At 63.6% G+C, this 14,016-nt stretch carries 17 protein-coding genes; 13 read left to right on the top strand and 4 right to left on the bottom strand.

Annotated elements, in window-relative coordinates:
* The first annotated feature begins 46 nt into the window (after positions 1 to 46).
* From AC4ELH_RS31430 to AC4ELH_RS31375, 12 genes are all read left to right on the top strand, one after another.
* On the top strand, positions 47 to 439 hold the full coding sequence (locus AC4ELH_RS31430) for a phage gene 29 protein family protein (RefSeq protein ID WP_498888678.1): 393 nt from the start codon (positions 47 to 49) through the stop codon (positions 437 to 439).
* On the top strand, positions 436 to 1,500 hold the full coding sequence (locus tag AC4ELH_RS31425; RefSeq protein WP_498888676.1) for a phage tail protein: 1,065 nt from the start codon (positions 436 to 438) through the stop codon (positions 1,498 to 1,500). Before AC4ELH_RS31430 ends, AC4ELH_RS31425 begins: the two co-directional genes overlap by 4 nt.
* On the top strand, positions 1,500 to 1,784 hold the full coding sequence (locus AC4ELH_RS31420; protein ID WP_498888674.1) for a hypothetical protein: 285 nt from the start codon (positions 1,500 to 1,502) through the stop codon (positions 1,782 to 1,784). The genes AC4ELH_RS31425 and AC4ELH_RS31420 overlap by 1 nt, the downstream gene beginning before the upstream one ends.
* Positions 1,768 to 3,921 (top strand): DUF7257 domain-containing protein, encoded by a 2,154-nt coding sequence (locus tag AC4ELH_RS31415; protein ID WP_498888672.1) that lies wholly within the window; start codon positions 1,768 to 1,770, stop codon positions 3,919 to 3,921. The genes AC4ELH_RS31420 and AC4ELH_RS31415 overlap by 17 nt, the downstream gene beginning before the upstream one ends.
* 11 nt (positions 3,922 to 3,932) lie before the next feature.
* On the top strand, positions 3,933 to 4,259 hold the full coding sequence (locus tag AC4ELH_RS31410; protein ID WP_498888670.1) for a hypothetical protein: 327 nt from the start codon (positions 3,933 to 3,935) through the stop codon (positions 4,257 to 4,259).
* A gap of 25 nt (positions 4,260 to 4,284) precedes the next feature.
* Positions 4,285 to 4,452 carry a hypothetical protein gene (locus AC4ELH_RS31405; protein ID WP_498888668.1) on the top strand — a complete coding sequence of 56 codons (168 nt, stop codon included), beginning with the start codon at positions 4,285 to 4,287 and terminating at the stop codon, positions 4,450 to 4,452.
* Positions 4,449 to 4,577, top strand: coding sequence for a hypothetical protein (locus AC4ELH_RS31400; RefSeq protein ID WP_498888666.1), 129 nt, complete (start codon positions 4,449 to 4,451; stop codon positions 4,575 to 4,577). The genes AC4ELH_RS31405 and AC4ELH_RS31400 overlap by 4 nt, the downstream gene beginning before the upstream one ends.
* A 77-nt stretch (positions 4,578 to 4,654) precedes the next feature.
* Positions 4,655 to 5,584 carry a peptidoglycan-binding domain-containing protein gene (locus AC4ELH_RS31395; protein WP_498888664.1) on the top strand — a complete coding sequence of 310 codons (930 nt, stop codon included), beginning with the start codon at positions 4,655 to 4,657 and terminating at the stop codon, positions 5,582 to 5,584.
* A gap of 1 nt (position 5,585) precedes the next feature.
* Positions 5,586 to 6,767, top strand: coding sequence for a hypothetical protein (locus AC4ELH_RS31390; protein WP_498888662.1), 1,182 nt, complete (start codon positions 5,586 to 5,588; stop codon positions 6,765 to 6,767).
* 16 nt (positions 6,768 to 6,783) lie between these two features.
* Positions 6,784 to 7,182 carry a phage holin gene (locus AC4ELH_RS31385; protein WP_498888660.1) on the top strand — a complete coding sequence of 133 codons (399 nt, stop codon included), beginning with the start codon at positions 6,784 to 6,786 and terminating at the stop codon, positions 7,180 to 7,182.
* Complete coding sequence (locus AC4ELH_RS31380; RefSeq protein WP_497429779.1) at positions 7,179 to 7,565, top strand: hypothetical protein; 387 nt, start codon at positions 7,179 to 7,181, stop codon at positions 7,563 to 7,565. The genes AC4ELH_RS31385 and AC4ELH_RS31380 overlap by 4 nt, the downstream gene beginning before the upstream one ends.
* Before the next feature lie 349 nt (positions 7,566 to 7,914).
* Positions 7,915 to 8,817, top strand: coding sequence for a DNA adenine methylase (locus AC4ELH_RS31375; RefSeq protein ID WP_498888658.1), 903 nt, complete (start codon positions 7,915 to 7,917; stop codon positions 8,815 to 8,817).
* Here the strand turns inward: AC4ELH_RS31375 and AC4ELH_RS31370 are convergent.
* The 3 genes from AC4ELH_RS31370 to AC4ELH_RS31360 all read right to left on the bottom strand — a co-directional run bounded on the left by AC4ELH_RS31370 (position 8,786) and on the right by AC4ELH_RS31360 (position 12,388).
* The gene (locus AC4ELH_RS31370) at positions 8,786 to 10,297 is read right to left on the bottom strand and encodes a hypothetical protein (RefSeq protein ID WP_498888656.1); all 1,512 of its coding nucleotides are present in this window, start codon (positions 10,295 to 10,297) and stop codon (positions 8,786 to 8,788) included. The two genes, AC4ELH_RS31375 and AC4ELH_RS31370, sit on opposite strands and share 32 nt — an antisense overlap.
* Before the next feature lie 580 nt (positions 10,298 to 10,877).
* On the bottom strand, positions 10,878 to 11,393 hold the full coding sequence (locus AC4ELH_RS31365; protein ID WP_498889507.1) for a tyrosine-type recombinase/integrase: 516 nt from the start codon (positions 11,391 to 11,393) through the stop codon (positions 10,878 to 10,880).
* Positions 11,394 to 12,022: 629 nt separating this feature from the next.
* On the bottom strand, positions 12,023 to 12,388 hold the full coding sequence (locus AC4ELH_RS31360) for a group I truncated hemoglobin (RefSeq protein WP_498888654.1): 366 nt from the start codon (positions 12,386 to 12,388) through the stop codon (positions 12,023 to 12,025).
* Between the two features lie 260 nt (positions 12,389 to 12,648).
* Here AC4ELH_RS31360 and AC4ELH_RS31355 point away from each other — a divergent pair, with 260 nt between their 5' ends.
* Complete coding sequence (locus AC4ELH_RS31355; RefSeq protein ID WP_498888652.1) at positions 12,649 to 12,975, top strand: DUF732 domain-containing protein; 327 nt, start codon at positions 12,649 to 12,651, stop codon at positions 12,973 to 12,975.
* 10 nt (positions 12,976 to 12,985) lie between these two features.
* Here the strand turns inward: AC4ELH_RS31355 and AC4ELH_RS31350 are convergent, their stop codons facing one another.
* Positions 12,986 to 13,996, bottom strand: a complete 1,011-nt coding sequence (locus AC4ELH_RS31350) for an oxygenase MpaB family protein (RefSeq protein ID WP_498888650.1) — start codon at positions 13,994 to 13,996, stop codon at positions 12,986 to 12,988.
* Between the last annotated feature and the right edge of the window lie 20 nt (positions 13,997 to 14,016).

Genomic DNA, 14,016 nt, shown 5'->3' with positions numbered 1-14,016 from the left:
CCGTTCGGCGGTCCGGGGGTGATTCGTCATACCCGAAAGGACAGATATGACCGGCGACACGAAAGCCCGAGATCCCAAGGCGCGAGAGCTGATCGAAGCGGCGGCACGCATCACTGACGCGCTGGCGTTCGCTCGCGGCCCACGCGGTGAAGTGCTGTACCTCACCGACGACCAACGTGTCTGCTTCGCATTCCACCTCGCCCGAGCCGGCGGCGACGTGCACGCCGACAAGGCCATCATCAAGCGCCGCGCAATCCCCGATCGGCCCGGCCAGCTCCCCGGAGTCATCGACTGGGTGCCTGTCGACTCGCCCGACGATCCCGATGCCCCCGAACCGATCTCGGCTGTCGGCCCGGTCCCGGAACCGCCCGAGCTGCCCGACCTCGACGCCCTGGCGCCCTGGCACACCACCCCTCGAATCGAAGGAGATTTCTCGTGACTTCCGCGATGACGCCCGCCGGGCAGCCGTTCCACATCATGGACGTGATGGCCATGCTGCACTTCTTTGGCTACCTGTCTGACGGGGACGTGCCTGGGCTGCAAACGGTCACCATGGAGGGCATTGGCGACGATCTGGTGATCACCGTCCCGATCGCCAAGGGCGAGCCGGGCAGGGACGGCCTGCCGGCGCCGGCCGTCGACATGCAGATCGATACGGAGGTCACACAGCCGTCAGATCTGCCGAGCAACCTTGGCTTGGGCGACAAGGGCAAGACGTGGTGGCTCGGTGACCTGTTGTACTACTGGACCGGCACCAGCTACATCACGAGGCCGGCCGGCTACCCGGGCCGGCCCGGGCCCGTCCCGCAATTCACGGTTACCACCGAGGTCATCCCCCCGGACCAAACCAGCGACGTCATACAGGGCGGAAACGCGCTCAACCCGCAGCTGCATTTCAAGATCGCTGCCCCCCGAGGTTTCACTGGGCCGGCCGCAGCGATCAGGGCTGCCACCGACTACGACAACACGGCGCCTCCGAACAACGGTCAGATCCCGACGTGGAACGAGACCAAGCAGAAATGGGTCCCCAGCGACTTCGCCTCCAAAGGTGTCCAGGCGTACTCAATCCCGGAGTCGGCATTTACCAACATCTCGCAGGTCGTCAACGGCCGCGTGCCGATCCTGACCTACCCGCTGCCGGTGTTCGACTTCGCCTGGGTCCCGTGGGTTACAGGTCACTTCAAGGCATTCGGGATCGACCTGAATATCTTGGACCCCTTCAAGATCGGCGCCGAGGTCCGCCTGGGTGATCCCAATACCGGGCAGATCATCGGCCGCGGCAAGGGCACTGTTGCGCAGGAAACCACGGTGGTCCCCCACTTCTCCACGCCGGGTGATCCAGACACCGCCGCCATGCCGGACAACGGCGTCGGCCAGATCAACGCCGGGCAACAGGCCAACCTCACCGTCAACCTCGTCAACGACGGCCTGCTTGGCATGTACGCCTTCAACAGGACCGATGCCCAGCTCGGTTTCCTCGTCGTGCCACAGGGGCTCTGATGGCCTACACACGCGAACTGAGGACAGTTGTCCCCGTCCTGGCCGCCGAGCACACCAAAGAGGATGACGCGCTACTGGTGTGGCTGGTCCGCGAAAGCTTCGAACGCGAGGCGGCCAGCCAGGGCCTGGTGATCACCGAGTGGCGCGACGGCGGCGACATGGACCCCGCCGACGTATCGCCACAAACCGAGCGGGAAGTACTCAAACGGCCGGCCACCGACTACCGCTGGCGCATGTTCGAAGGTGTCGCGACGAGAGAGGTTGCCGATGCCAGCCTCAATTGATCTCGGCCGGCCGGCGGCGATCACCCACAACCCCAACCTGCGGCTGGACCAAACCCTGCCCAAGCTGCCCGACTTCGACCCCGCCGATCTCATCACTGGCTGGCTGCAACTCATCAAAGAGGCCACCGGCATCGACCTGTCGGGCATCGTGCAATTCCTCGACCAGATCGGGGCAGCGCTGGGGCTCGGTGCCACCGGTGGCGTGCAAGCCTTCCTCAACTGGGTGCGCTCGGTGTTCGGCAACATTGATCTGACCAATCCGCCTACGCCTGAAGACATTTGGGCGGCCGTAATGTCGGCGTTCGTGGTGCCGCTGAACCTGTTCGCGGGCCTCGTCGGCGGTCTGATACCGGGTGGCCTGATCCCTGGCCTGGACGCCAGCAAGATCGTGTCCGGGCTGTTCCCGATCAGTCGGATCGGGAATCTGCAGGACACACTGGACGCGCTCGACAACGCGATTGGCTCCATCCCCGGTGGTCAGGCACTGATCGACAAGATCTGTAATGCGTTGGGCGTAACGGGAACTGGCCACACGGTTACCGATGCCTACAACGCACTGATGAACATTCCCGGCCCGAACATCGGATCGCCTATCGGTGCGATCAACGTTCCTGGTTTGGACGGGTCGAAGATCACTTCGGGCACGATCGCGCAGACGTTCCTGAATATCTTGAGCATTCCGGGTTCGATCGTGGCTGGGCTGTTGTCGGGTGCGAATATTCCGATACTGGACGCCAGCAAGATCGGCACCGGCAGTTTCGCCCAGTCCAGGATCACGGGCCTGGTGGCTGATCTTGGCACTGCGAACACGAACGCTAGCGGCGCCCTTACCAGGGCCCAGAACTGGATCGACGGGTTCTGGAATGGCTACCGCGGCGACACCGCCAGCGGTGTCACGGTGGCCGATGCGCAGGACCAGGCCGCGGCTATCGCCGAAACCCAGGCCGCGTTGGCATCTGCCATCGCCGCTCTGCAATCCGAGCAGGACAGCTCGACGTTCAATGGCGTCTCGGGAACCGACACATTCGACCGCGTCACCGCCAGCGGTGCGGGCGGTCCGGGTTTCTGGTCTGAGACCTGGGCCGGCAACCCCACTACCGGGATCTACTGCGACGGTGCTGATCTGCGTATGAAGGACTCGACCAGCGGCGTGGGCGGTGCGTCGGTGGATATGCGGTGCTTGAGCCCGGTTTTCGGGCAAACGCTCACCAGCTACCAGAAGATCACGTGGACCTGTGGCGCTGTCTCGGGTGACAACCCTGCCGGCGCGTCCAGCATCATGCAGCACACCCGGTTGAAGTTCCGTGAGAACGCGGCAGAAACCCAGTACGGGTTCCTCGAATTCGGGGGCAACAACCAGGCGCAATGGGGCTACAAAAACGGCGGCTCGGACGTCATGGTCGGTTCGGCGTTCACGCTGGCCGAGCCCACAGCGGGCGTGAAAATCGTGCTCATCATCGGCACCAACAACGTCACTGGACTGCGCAAATACCAGGTGTTCCGCAACAACGTCTTCATCAACGAATGGGATGACAGCTCGTCGGCCCTAGTTGCGGAAGGTGTCAACAACCTGGGCTGGGGAGTCCAACTGTTCTGGGGCACATGGCTGTTCGCCACCACCAACACTCAGCACAGCCCGCCGTCAATCGGGTCGATGTCTATCTCTGACAACGTGCCGCCGACGTACAAGGGCACCACCGCGCGCATCTTCCGCGCCTCCACAACCGGGGTCTCATTCCCCGCGGCCACCGCCGGCCAATTCGTGCCGGCCAACTTCTTTGACACCGTGGACTACTGCACGTCCGATATCGCGATCACTTTCGGCCGCAGAATGACGGTCACCAAAGAAGGCAGCTACATCGTCGTGGGCCGCATTCTCATGGGCAACTGGGGCGCAAACAACGAGGGTTACCTGGGCCTGTACAAGAACGGGGTAATGGCCCGAAGGGGCGACGGCTTCGGCGCCTCAAACATCGGCAACAACACCGCGTATTGGGAGATGGCCACCTGGACCATCTACCTCGTGCCAGGCGACTACGTGGATCTGGCCTATGTCCACGACGCCACACAGAGCAATTGCCGCGGTGAGGCATCCGGCACAGAGACCTATTTCGAGATAACTCGCATTAGTGGATGAAGGGAATAACAATGCCGCAGGCGGACACGAATTCATATGAAGTGACCTACGAGCATTTCGATACGATCGACAAATTGCCCCGGATTCTCACGCTCATGTTGGGGATCAATTACAACGTCGATCTGAACGCTAATCGCGTCATCATTCCCGCCGTGCCGGCCGAAGGTGAGAACCCCGGTACCTCGGAGCAGGTCATCGACACTGTGACGCTACAGATCAGCAAGAACGGCGTGAACCCCGTGACGCTCGTGCTGGACCGGGTTCTTGTGTGGGACAACAACCGGCTGTCTGTGCTCAGTACCTCCGATTTCCTGACCCGTTACACGCCCCGACCGTAGGAACACTTGAAAGGAATGACTGGAAATGGAACGTCCAGAAGTCAAGCAGTGCATGGACACTGAGTCGCACATGTTCGGCGCGGTAGCCGTTCAGTCCGCTGAGGACCGTTGGGGTGTCATGCACCCCGTCAATGGTGGCCACTGGGCCACGACCGCCGAGGTCAAGGACTGGCCCGCCGGCACGTGGCCATGACCCGAGCACTCGCGTTCGGTGTGTCCATCGGCGCTGCGGTGTTCGGCGTAGCCGCCGCCGCGTTCTGCTACGGGGTCTGGCCGATCAGCGTTCTGCTCGACCGCGACACCATCGCCCCCTTCTAACTCTCAACTCTCGCTAAATCGTTCGCCCCGGCGCCATCGGTGACCGGGGTTTCTGTTGTGCCCGAAAGGAATACGACATGTCTGTTCTCCGCGCCAACGCCGACTACGCCATGGGCAACGCCCGGGCCCGCGACGATCGGGCCTACGGCTACGGCGGTGTCTGGCATCCAACCAATCTCGCCCGGACCACCGACTGCAGCGGGATCGTCACGCACACGCTCGACGGGCTCGCGAACGGCATCAAGATGACGTGGTCTCGCCACGGAATCTCGACCGAGTCGTATCGCTACGTTGGCGGCCCGGGCAGTAAGGGCCCCTTCGGCACCATCCGCGTTGCCCGTCCGGCAGACATTCCGGCAGACGCCGCGCTGCGCATCGGCTTGCAGCACGGTCCCGGCGGCGGCGCCAACTCTCACATGGCGTGCACCCTACTGGGCGTCAACATCGAATCGTCGGGCAGCTACGGCCAACAGTGTGGGGGCCCGGCTCGCGGTTACAACCACCCGATGTTTCACGACTGGTTCTACCTTCCTGGACCGATCGTCGGCACCGGAACCACCACGCCCACAACGCCAACCGCTCCCGGCGCGGTGTACCTCGGCGAGGACTACGAGAACACCGGTGACCGAGTACTCCAACTGCAGACGCGGCTCAATCTCTGGTTCCCCGCCTACTCGAATCTCATCATCGACGGCGAATTCGGGCCCGCCACAGCTGCAGTCGTCCGCGAGTTCCAATCCCGCTCCAACCTCACCATCGACGGCATCGCCGGCCCCGCCACCCTGGCGGCTCTCGGCCTGTCGTTCCAACCACAGGAGGTACCGCCCGTGACCGCACCCCCGCTCTCCGATCGGCAGCTGCTCGAACAGATTGCCGCCGATACCAAGGAGATCCGCGCACAGCTCGGCACCGGCGATCCCACGTGGCCGGCGATCGGCAACGACAAGCAGGGCCGGCCGCTGACCGTGCGCAACGCGATCGGCAAGCTGCTCGGCGCGGACATCTGAGATGACCGTGCTGCGGTACGGCGGCGCCCAGGCCGCCGAGGCGATGGCCTGGCAGCGGGCCATCGTCGCGTTCGCGCCGGCCTACGCCCTGTCGGATGCTGGCGGCCCGCTGAAGGTCGACGGCTGGATCGGTGACGACGACGCCAAGGTGGCCGCCGAATACCGGCGCCGCCGCAGTCTGCCGGCACCACCGCCGGGCGTCGTGGTCACCCACGAGGAATACGGCGCACTCGTCAAGGCCGCGCCGGTGCCGGCCAAACCACGGCACCTCGGCATCGTGTTCAGGGGCACCGGCGGAATCATCGGCCAGGACTACGTGTCCCAGGTCTGCCAAGGGGCGGCCGACCTGGTCGAGGAACGCAACCCCGACTTCCCCGCCAGCATGGGCGGCCTGCCACCCGGCGCGGCCGGCACACCGTCCGCGCAGAAGGCCATCCAGATCGGCGTAGCCAGCGGGCGGCGCGAGATTCAATCCGGACGGACCTTCATCCTCGGCGGATACTCGCTCGGCGCGATCGTCGCTGCGATGCTGCGCGCCGAGCTGGAGCCCGGGGGCCCGCTCGCCGCATACCGACAGAACTACGTGTGCGGCTTCACCATCGGCGGCCCGTCGCGGGCATTCGGGCACACCTACTACCTCGGTTCCATACCGAACGGCCGCGGCATCTCCGACTTCCAACTGCCGCAAGCGTGCTGCACCTGGGACTGGTGCGACCTCGCACACCCCGACGACATGTACGCCAACGTGCCGCTCGGGGACGCCGGGGACATCATGACCGCGATCTACCAGGCTGTCACTAACACGCAGCTCTCCGACCCGCTCGGCACGCTGCAGGCCATCATCGCGGCCATCCCGAAGGTTCTCCTCGAGGCTGGGGTTTCGACCCCGCTGCTCGCCCAGCTCGGCGCCGGAGCGATGACCGGCAACCCCGCTGCGATGGCCGGCGTGCTGCTGCCGGTCCTCGCATCGACCCTGACCGGACTGATCGGGCCAGCCGGCGGCCAGCTGACCGGGCCGGCCGCCGCGGTGCAAGGCGCGATCATCGCGCTCAAGTTCGCGGCATCCGGCACTGCCGCGCACATCAACTACCACGCCTGGGAGGTCTGGCCTGGGCAGACCTACCTCGGTTTGGCAATCCAACACGTCCGCGATTGGGCCGGCCGCGCGCCGGTTCGCAACTGAAAGGCGCAACACACCAATGGTCGATCAATCCGCAACCCCGGTCGTGAAGCTGCCCGGCTGGCTCGGTGCCCTCGCCGCCAAGATCAACCCGGCCCAACGCGAAGGCTGGTATCGCGCCATCTCCGGGCTGTTCCTGATGCTGTGGGCCGGCGGGGTCCTCGCCCAGGACGAGGCGCTCGTGTGGTCGCAGTTCGGGATCTCTACCGTGACACTGCTGTTCGCGGTTCTCTACGCCACGTCGAGCTGGCGGGCAGCCCTCTACGGGCTGATCGTGCCGCTCGCGGCGGTCCTGACCTGGTACGGCATCGCCACCGGCGTCAACTGGCCGCTCGTGGCCGCCGCTGTCGCCCAGGTCCTCGGCATCACCACCGCCGCGGCCAAGACGGTGCAGAGCTCGAATGCCACCGCCGAATGAGCCAGGTCGACAACGCCTGGGCATTCCTCGGCGTGGTGGTCGTGCAGCTGGCAAGTCTCGCCGCGCTGTTCTACGGCCAGCACAAGGGCAAGGCCGGCCGATCCGAGGACCGCGCCGTCATCGCCCAGGCCGCCGAGAAAGTTGACGCTGTCAGCACGCAAGTGGAGGTGGTCAAGCAGGACGTCAAAGTCGTTCGGGGTGAGGTCAAGAACGACCACCCCGACGAGGAAAATCTGCGCGATCAGATGGACCGCATGGAGAGGGCGCTGGGCGACATACGGCGAACGCAGATCAACCAGGCCCGAGACATCGGCGGCATCCGCGAAGAGATGCGCACCGAACGCCAAGAGCGCATCGAGGGCGACAAGCGGCGCTGCAAATAGAAAAGTGGGGATTGACGTGCGAACCGTACCCGCGCGGAGTTCTGGGGCCAGCATCTACGTATCGCCAGATCAAGCACTATGTAACGGATACAATCGTTACGTGGAAGGGTTAGCGAACTTGTCAGACAGTGAGTTGGACAAGCAAATCCGTGAACTCCGCCATGAGCAGATGCGTCGCGCCGGGAAGACACAGAAATGTCTCAGTTGCGCAAGCCCCTTCACCGGTCGCCGCGGCGCCCGCTACTGTTCATCTTCATGCCGCGTTCGGGCCTGCCGCTCACGCGCACGTAAGGACATAGCCCGGCCAGATAGGAATGCTTCAGTGGCGACAAGAACTACGCCGGCGCCGTTGACCATCAGGGCCGAAAATCGCAGCGCGGCAGTCAGTCCCCTTCGGTACCCAGGAGGCAAAGCCGCACTCGCCGGCTTCTTTGCCGACATCATCAAGCGCGTCGGGATCCGCTCCACCACATACATCGAGCCCTATGCGGGCGGCGTCGGCGCCGGCATAGTGCTTCTCCAAAAGGGCCTGGTGCGCAGGCTTGTCATCAACGACATCGACCCCGCTGTGTACTCCTTCTGGAAGTCAGTCACTGAGCACCCCGAAGAATTTGCCTCCGCGGTACTGGACGCCCCGCTGAACGTCGACGAATGGCGAACTCAGCAAGCGATCTACCGCCAGGCTGACGAATCTGATCCATTCGCACTAGGATTCGCCTTTTTCTACCTCAACCGCACCAACAGATCCGGTATCTTGAACGCTGGCCCAATCGGCGGCGTCAAACAAACCGGCAACTACAAAATCGATGCACGCTACAACCGAAAACAGTTGGCAGAACGCATACTTGCAATCGGAGCGCTCGCAGATCGAATCACTGTTCTCAGTGTCGACGGGATGTCAGTCATCCGCCGCTACATACGCAAGAAATCATCGTTCATCTACATCGACCCTCCCTACGTCGACATGGGAGGAAGCCTGTACCTCAACGCATTTACGCACCGCGACCACGCCGATCTCGCCCAGCTTCTGAGCGAAGAACGCAACGGCAACTGGGTACTCACCTACGACCCATCGGATTTCATTCGGCGCCTGTACCGCCACCATGACGTCCACGACTACCAGCTGACCTACAGCGCCAACCGTCCAGGCAAAGCTCAAGAGCTAATGATCGCGTCGGACCCGGTCTCGATAACGCTCGCCAACCAGCTGGATCCAACCTTCAGCCAAGAATCGTCACAACGATCGGCTTGATGCGCTCCCACGCCTCATGCACGTCCGCCGCTCGTACGAACGAGTCGGGATCATGATTGCTCGCGTTAAGTGAATACGCCGTGCCGGCATACTGATCGGCTGTCATCTTGCCTCTGCGATTAATCGAATTGATGAGGCCGGTCATGCGTCGATCGCTTTGGAACTCCTTACCCAGCTCCTCGACGCATCCCTTAAGCATCTTGTCCCCCAACGGCTTACCCAGCCGGGCGAAATAATCCTTGATCGCGCACTCGAAAACCGTGCGAACCAGATCATGTGCGGCATTAGGGAAATCGCGAAGGTCGAGACGTCTCAACTCCTCCAACCGCCGACGCAGACCAGCCGAATTTCCGTTGTACTCGAAACCTGTGAAGTCCAGCCGAGCGAGAGTATCGCCACGGTTCGGTGCCCGCGAGCTGGCGCCCGATGCGCTCCCGTCATCACCTGAATCCTGGTTGCCATTCCTCTGACCGCCGCCTGAGCCCGATGCATTCGCATCAGAAGCCTCGCCGGAGCCCTGGCCTGCTCCGCTGCCGCCACCGCCGCCCTGTGTACCTTCGTTCGAACCCTCGGACTCCTGCGGGGTATCGTCGGCCGACGTCGCGTTCCCTTGCTCACCCGAGATAACCCGCGACAACCGGTCCACGAACAAAACGTGGTCGGGGTGACGCTCCTTGAGTTCGTTCGAGCGGGTGTTGAGCGTTCCGTCCTTGAATCTTCCGAGCAAGTACATCAGTCCGCGAAGTTGCCCAGCGTTCAGCTTTTTCGTTCGCAAGATTCCGTCGTCATCGAACTCCAGTCCGAGTAACTCACGGATACGAGGTCGGTCATAGGCATATTCGAAGGAAGTCATCTTGAGCTGACTCGACTTGACGAACTCCTCCAGGTCCCTGTCGTTGTACCGCACGGACCGGATGAGATCCCGCATCTCCCCCATACGGATGAAGCCAACGATTTTGCCGGACTCTCTCGGATAGGACGTACGCAGGTCGTCCACCGAAGTCGTCTCCGAGAGCTGGGCATGGAAAAAGACTGCCTGCTGTTCGCGGAGCCAGGACCGTTTCGGCTTTCCCGTATGAAGTCGAGCAAGTACCGGTTGAGCGGCAGCCCGTGATGGTGCCACCATCACGCGAATCTCGGATGGGCGGTTAGCGTCCGGAAAGCGACTGAGCAAACGGTCCATCACGGATCCAAACCTGCCCAAAAGCTCCGGATCGCGCATACCCTTCAACGCGGCAACGCGACGATTAGCTTCCAACACAGTGTATTTGCCGTCTTCAGACACAACGAGCGGCATCTCGTTATCGATATAGCCATCGCGGAGAAGATCGCGCGCGAGACCGAGAAGGTCCTCGGCCTCGCACAGATAGGTCGCGATTCCCTGTTCATCGAGATTCTCGACAGCGATTCGCACGTTCTTCGTGTCAAGCACAAGGTCCTTGAGTGGAACGTCGATGATTGGCCACTGCCCGTTCGCCATACCCAGCTCTCGCTTCCCCGTGTCCGCACGGGACTTGCCCTCAGCCTGGCTTCAGGCTGAGGGCAAGTCCAACTTTGCTGAAGCTTAGTGCCACCAGTGAATGGCGTGTTGCGATTTCTGTCACAAAAGTGACGTCACCGTAAGCTGTGACTCATGCTTCACGTCGGCGACCTGGTCCCCACCACCGAAGGTCGCTGGATGACCCTGGCGCCCAGGCGTTGCCCAAATGGGCATCCACTCACCGGTGGCCGGGTGCTCGTCGGACACGCGCCGTGCTCACGTGGGATTCGAGGCGGTCACACCTCTTGGCGGTGCCGCGAGTGCGATACCCCGGTCTACGGGCCGGCGCTATCCGCCGACTGTAGGCCCCTCGCTGGGCCCGCTGCCGTCCGCTCGTAACCATTCATCGAGTAGCGGATCAACCACTGACATGGAGCGCACCGGGTCGCCACTCTCAGCGCATGCAGCTCGGTACGCCGCCAGGGTGCGCAACTCGGCCTCAACAGTCTCCAGTCGGCGGGCTGCAGGCTTTGTCATGCGCAGGATCGTAGTGCCATCGGCGGCGAGCGCGACGCGGAACCTATGCCACGGATTCCTCGATGTCGCGAGGAAGGCCACGGAATGGATCGAGCCGATTGATGGCGTCGTGCCGACGCACATCGGGGACCTTGGTGTAGATCTGCGTGGTGGCGACCGATCGGTGGCGCAGGAGCTCTTGCACCGTGCGCAAGTCCGCACCGTCATCCAGAACCGTCGTGCCCAACCAATGCCGCAGGCTGTGCGCAGTTCCGCGGGCGCCGGCTCGACGCATCGCATCACCGATGATGTCCGAGACGCCCTTGCCGCGGACATGATCGCCCGGACGGCGGCGGTTGGACGGGAACCACCAGCCGCGGCGCGGCATCGTGAGGGAGGCATCGACTAGCAGCGGATGCAACGGAAGCCAGTTTTTCGACCCGCCCTTGCCCAGCACGTAGATCCGGGGGCCGGTGACGTCGATGTCCTCGCCGCGGACCCGCGCGATCTCGGAGACGCGCATTCCAGCCAACGCCCCGAGGAGGATCATCACGCGTGTTCGGTGGTGCATCCGGGTCATCAGTAGGTCTACGAGGTCTGCATCTGGCACGGGGCGTGGAACACGATCGGGGTAACGCGGTGCCGGCAACTTCAACATCGGATCGCCGGCCCTGTGATCCATCACGTTCAACCATTTGAACCACGCCCGGAGATAAGAGTGGTAGGTGGCTGCGGTCGACTGGGACCACTCCGTGTGGCGGGCCAACCACCTCATGAGATCTATAGGTTGTGCCGAAACAGGGGAAACACCAGTTTCCTCGGCAAACTGCGCGATGACCCTGATGCGCTCGGTGATCGTGACGGGCGACCTCCGGGCGGCGTATTGCCAGAGCTCCCACTCCTGGATCAATGGGTGTTGAGCATGACTAACCTTCATGGCCGTCAGTTTGGTGGCCTGCCATTCGCCTTCACAGGTCTTTGCGATCACAACGTCATCACGATTGCCACTGTCGAGTGGCATTGCTCGGAGTCGGCTGTTGGCGTTCACGCGACGTGCCTGTCCGGAACTTCGTAAGCTACTTCCGCAAGTTCGCTCTCAAGTTCCGACCTGATAATCCGCAGGTCGTAGGTTCGAGCCCTACTGGGGGCACCACACACCCGCCGCAAGGCGGGTCACGGTGCGGTTCACGCGCTCCGCGCTCCAGCGGATTACGCGCTGCGCGCCGTCGCGATCTCGTCGGCCATCGGAGCGATCGCGGCGATGATCTGGCCCACGATCGGTTCAGGCACTCCGGCACCGGCGAGGCCGTCGGCGAGGTGGCCTGCCACCAGTTTGAAGTGATGCATCGTGATGCCGCGCCCTTGATGGACCTGACGCATCGGTGCGCCGCTGTAGGGCACGGGGCCGCCCAGTGCCGCGGCGAAGAACTCGACCTGCTTGCCCTTGAGCCTGGCCATGTTGGTCCCGGTGAAGAACCCGGCCAGCTCGTCGTCCGCGAGCACCCGCCGATAGAAGTCCTCAACGACGGTCTCGAGTGCCTCTCCTCCGCCGATCTGGTCATAGATGGTCGTCATGGGGCCAGCCTCGCCTGGCGTCGTTGCCGCCCAATTTCAGACGCGTAGCCGAGCCGCTACGGCCCCCTCACGGGCGCGACGCGACGACGCGGCCCGCGCGGCGTGGGCCAGGGCCGTTTATCGTGGTGCACTGAGGTCGGACGGCCCAACGTAACGAAGATGGCGAGATCGCCGAGAAACCTCACGATCATGTTCACGGTCGAGGTCGACAGCATGAAGGAGTCAGCAGCATGTTCTCCCGGCGCCTACGCACTCGAGCCATGGCGACCGCGCTCGGCGCCGCCGCGCTCGCGGCCAGCGCCGCATTCGGGGTCGCGCCGGCCCACGCGGACACTCAGGACGACCAGTTCTTCACGATCGTCAACGACCTGAAAATCCCCACCACGTCCGCCGAGGAGGCCGGCCAGGTCGGTCGCGGCGTCTGCGACGCGCTGACGAAGGGCAAGATCGAGCCCGCCCGCACGGTGCGTGGAGTGATCAGCCAGCTGATGAACCAGGCGGGCATCGACAAGCACCAGGCGGCAAACCTGGTCCGGGGTGCGGTCAAGGTCTACTGCCCACAGAACGCCCCGTTCGTCGGGCGCTGAGGCGGTCCGCTCAGACCTTCGGGCAGTAGTGCATCCCGTTGTCGCGGTGGCCGATTGGCGGCAAGTTGCGGGCCGGCGTGTGCACCAGCGGTGCGTTCGCCGGGAGACGGCCGGTGACCCGATCCCACGCGGTGCGCGCCCGCGGATGCATGCGGCGCCGACGCGGCACCATTGCGAACACCTTGCCAATCACCTTGCCCAACAGGCGATGTACTTTCTCGTCGCGCTCCGACCAGGTGTAGCCCATCAGTTCGCGCACCGCTGGGTGATACAGACCGACGGTGAACCAGACGAACAGCGGGTGCACCACATACTTGCGCTGCAGCGCCCACATCCAGTCGGGCATCTTCGACGCGAACGGCGGCTTGGGCAGCTCGGACAGATCCAAGACCTCACGGGCCGCGGTGTTGTTCTCCAACACGTTGCAACACATGTGTTCCCAGTAGACCTGGAAGTCCTCCCAGGTCTCCGGTACGGGGCGCATGCTCATCCCGTACATCGAGTACCACTGCTTGTGCTCCTCGAAGAGCTGCCGCTTCTCGGCCTCGGAGATCCCGCCCGCGAGCCGGTCGGCAACGATGATCGTGCCGACGAAGAACGTCGAATGCGCCCAGTAGAAGACCTCGGGATTCAGCGCGTGATAGCGGCGCCCCTGAGCGTCTACGCCTTTGATGTTGACGTGGTAGTCGCGCACCTCGGCGCCGGTCTGCGGCGCCCGATCGCCGTCGAACACGACGCCGCCGATGGGGTACAGCGAGCGCAGCAGCCGGGGCCAGCGCTCCTGAAAGAAGATCGAGTGCTCCTCGACGGCCGCACCGAGTTGCGGATGCATGTTCTGCATCGAACCGGCCCACGGACCCTGCAGCATGCCGCGCCAGTCACCGAAGTACTTCCACGTCAGCGAATCCGGCCCGAGGGGTATCGGCGGTGCCTCGTACCCGCCCGGGGCAGCTGGGCAACCCGCCGCCACCGCATCGGAACCGCTGGTCACCGGGCATGTCTCAGAAGTATCTTGTGTCACAGGTGCGCTTTCTGCCGGCA

Source organism: Mycobacterium shunyiense (assembly GCF_058270075.1).
Note: the sequence above shows the minus strand (reverse complement) of the source record. Positions and strands in the feature narration are given on the sequence as shown.

What these genes read in the sequence shown, in the direction of transcription:
- AC4ELH_RS31430 (WP_498888678.1), top strand. Translation starts at nt 47, where the DNA reads ATGACCGGCGACACGAAAGCCCGAGATCCCAAGGCGCGAGAGCTGATC.
- AC4ELH_RS31420 (WP_498888674.1), top strand. Translation starts at nt 1,500, where the DNA reads ATGGCCTACACACGCGAACTGAGGACAGTTGTCCCCGTCCTGGCCGCC.
- AC4ELH_RS31415 (WP_498888672.1), top strand. Translation starts at nt 1,768, where the DNA reads ATGCCAGCCTCAATTGATCTCGGCCGGCCGGCGGCGATCACCCACAAC.
- AC4ELH_RS31410 (WP_498888670.1), top strand. Translation starts at nt 3,933, where the DNA reads ATGCCGCAGGCGGACACGAATTCATATGAAGTGACCTACGAGCATTTC.
- AC4ELH_RS31405 (WP_498888668.1), top strand. Translation starts at nt 4,285, where the DNA reads ATGGAACGTCCAGAAGTCAAGCAGTGCATGGACACTGAGTCGCACATG.
- AC4ELH_RS31400 (WP_498888666.1), top strand. Translation starts at nt 4,449, where the DNA reads ATGACCCGAGCACTCGCGTTCGGTGTGTCCATCGGCGCTGCGGTGTTC.
- AC4ELH_RS31395 (WP_498888664.1), top strand. Translation starts at nt 4,655, where the DNA reads ATGTCTGTTCTCCGCGCCAACGCCGACTACGCCATGGGCAACGCCCGG.
- AC4ELH_RS31390 (WP_498888662.1), top strand. Translation starts at nt 5,586, where the DNA reads ATGACCGTGCTGCGGTACGGCGGCGCCCAGGCCGCCGAGGCGATGGCC.
- AC4ELH_RS31385 (WP_498888660.1), top strand. Translation starts at nt 6,784, where the DNA reads ATGGTCGATCAATCCGCAACCCCGGTCGTGAAGCTGCCCGGCTGGCTC.
- AC4ELH_RS31380 (WP_497429779.1), top strand. Translation starts at nt 7,179, where the DNA reads ATGAGCCAGGTCGACAACGCCTGGGCATTCCTCGGCGTGGTGGTCGTG.
- AC4ELH_RS31370 (WP_498888656.1), bottom strand. Translation starts at nt 10,297, where the DNA reads ATGGCGAACGGGCAGTGGCCAATCATCGACGTTCCACTCAAGGACCTT.
- AC4ELH_RS31365 (WP_498889507.1), bottom strand. Translation starts at nt 11,393, where the DNA reads ATGACCCGGATGCACCACCGAACACGCGTGATGATCCTCCTCGGGGCG.
- AC4ELH_RS31360 (WP_498888654.1), bottom strand. Translation starts at nt 12,388, where the DNA reads ATGACGACCATCTATGACCAGATCGGCGGAGGAGAGGCACTCGAGACC.
- AC4ELH_RS31355 (WP_498888652.1), top strand. Translation starts at nt 12,649, where the DNA reads ATGGCGACCGCGCTCGGCGCCGCCGCGCTCGCGGCCAGCGCCGCATTC.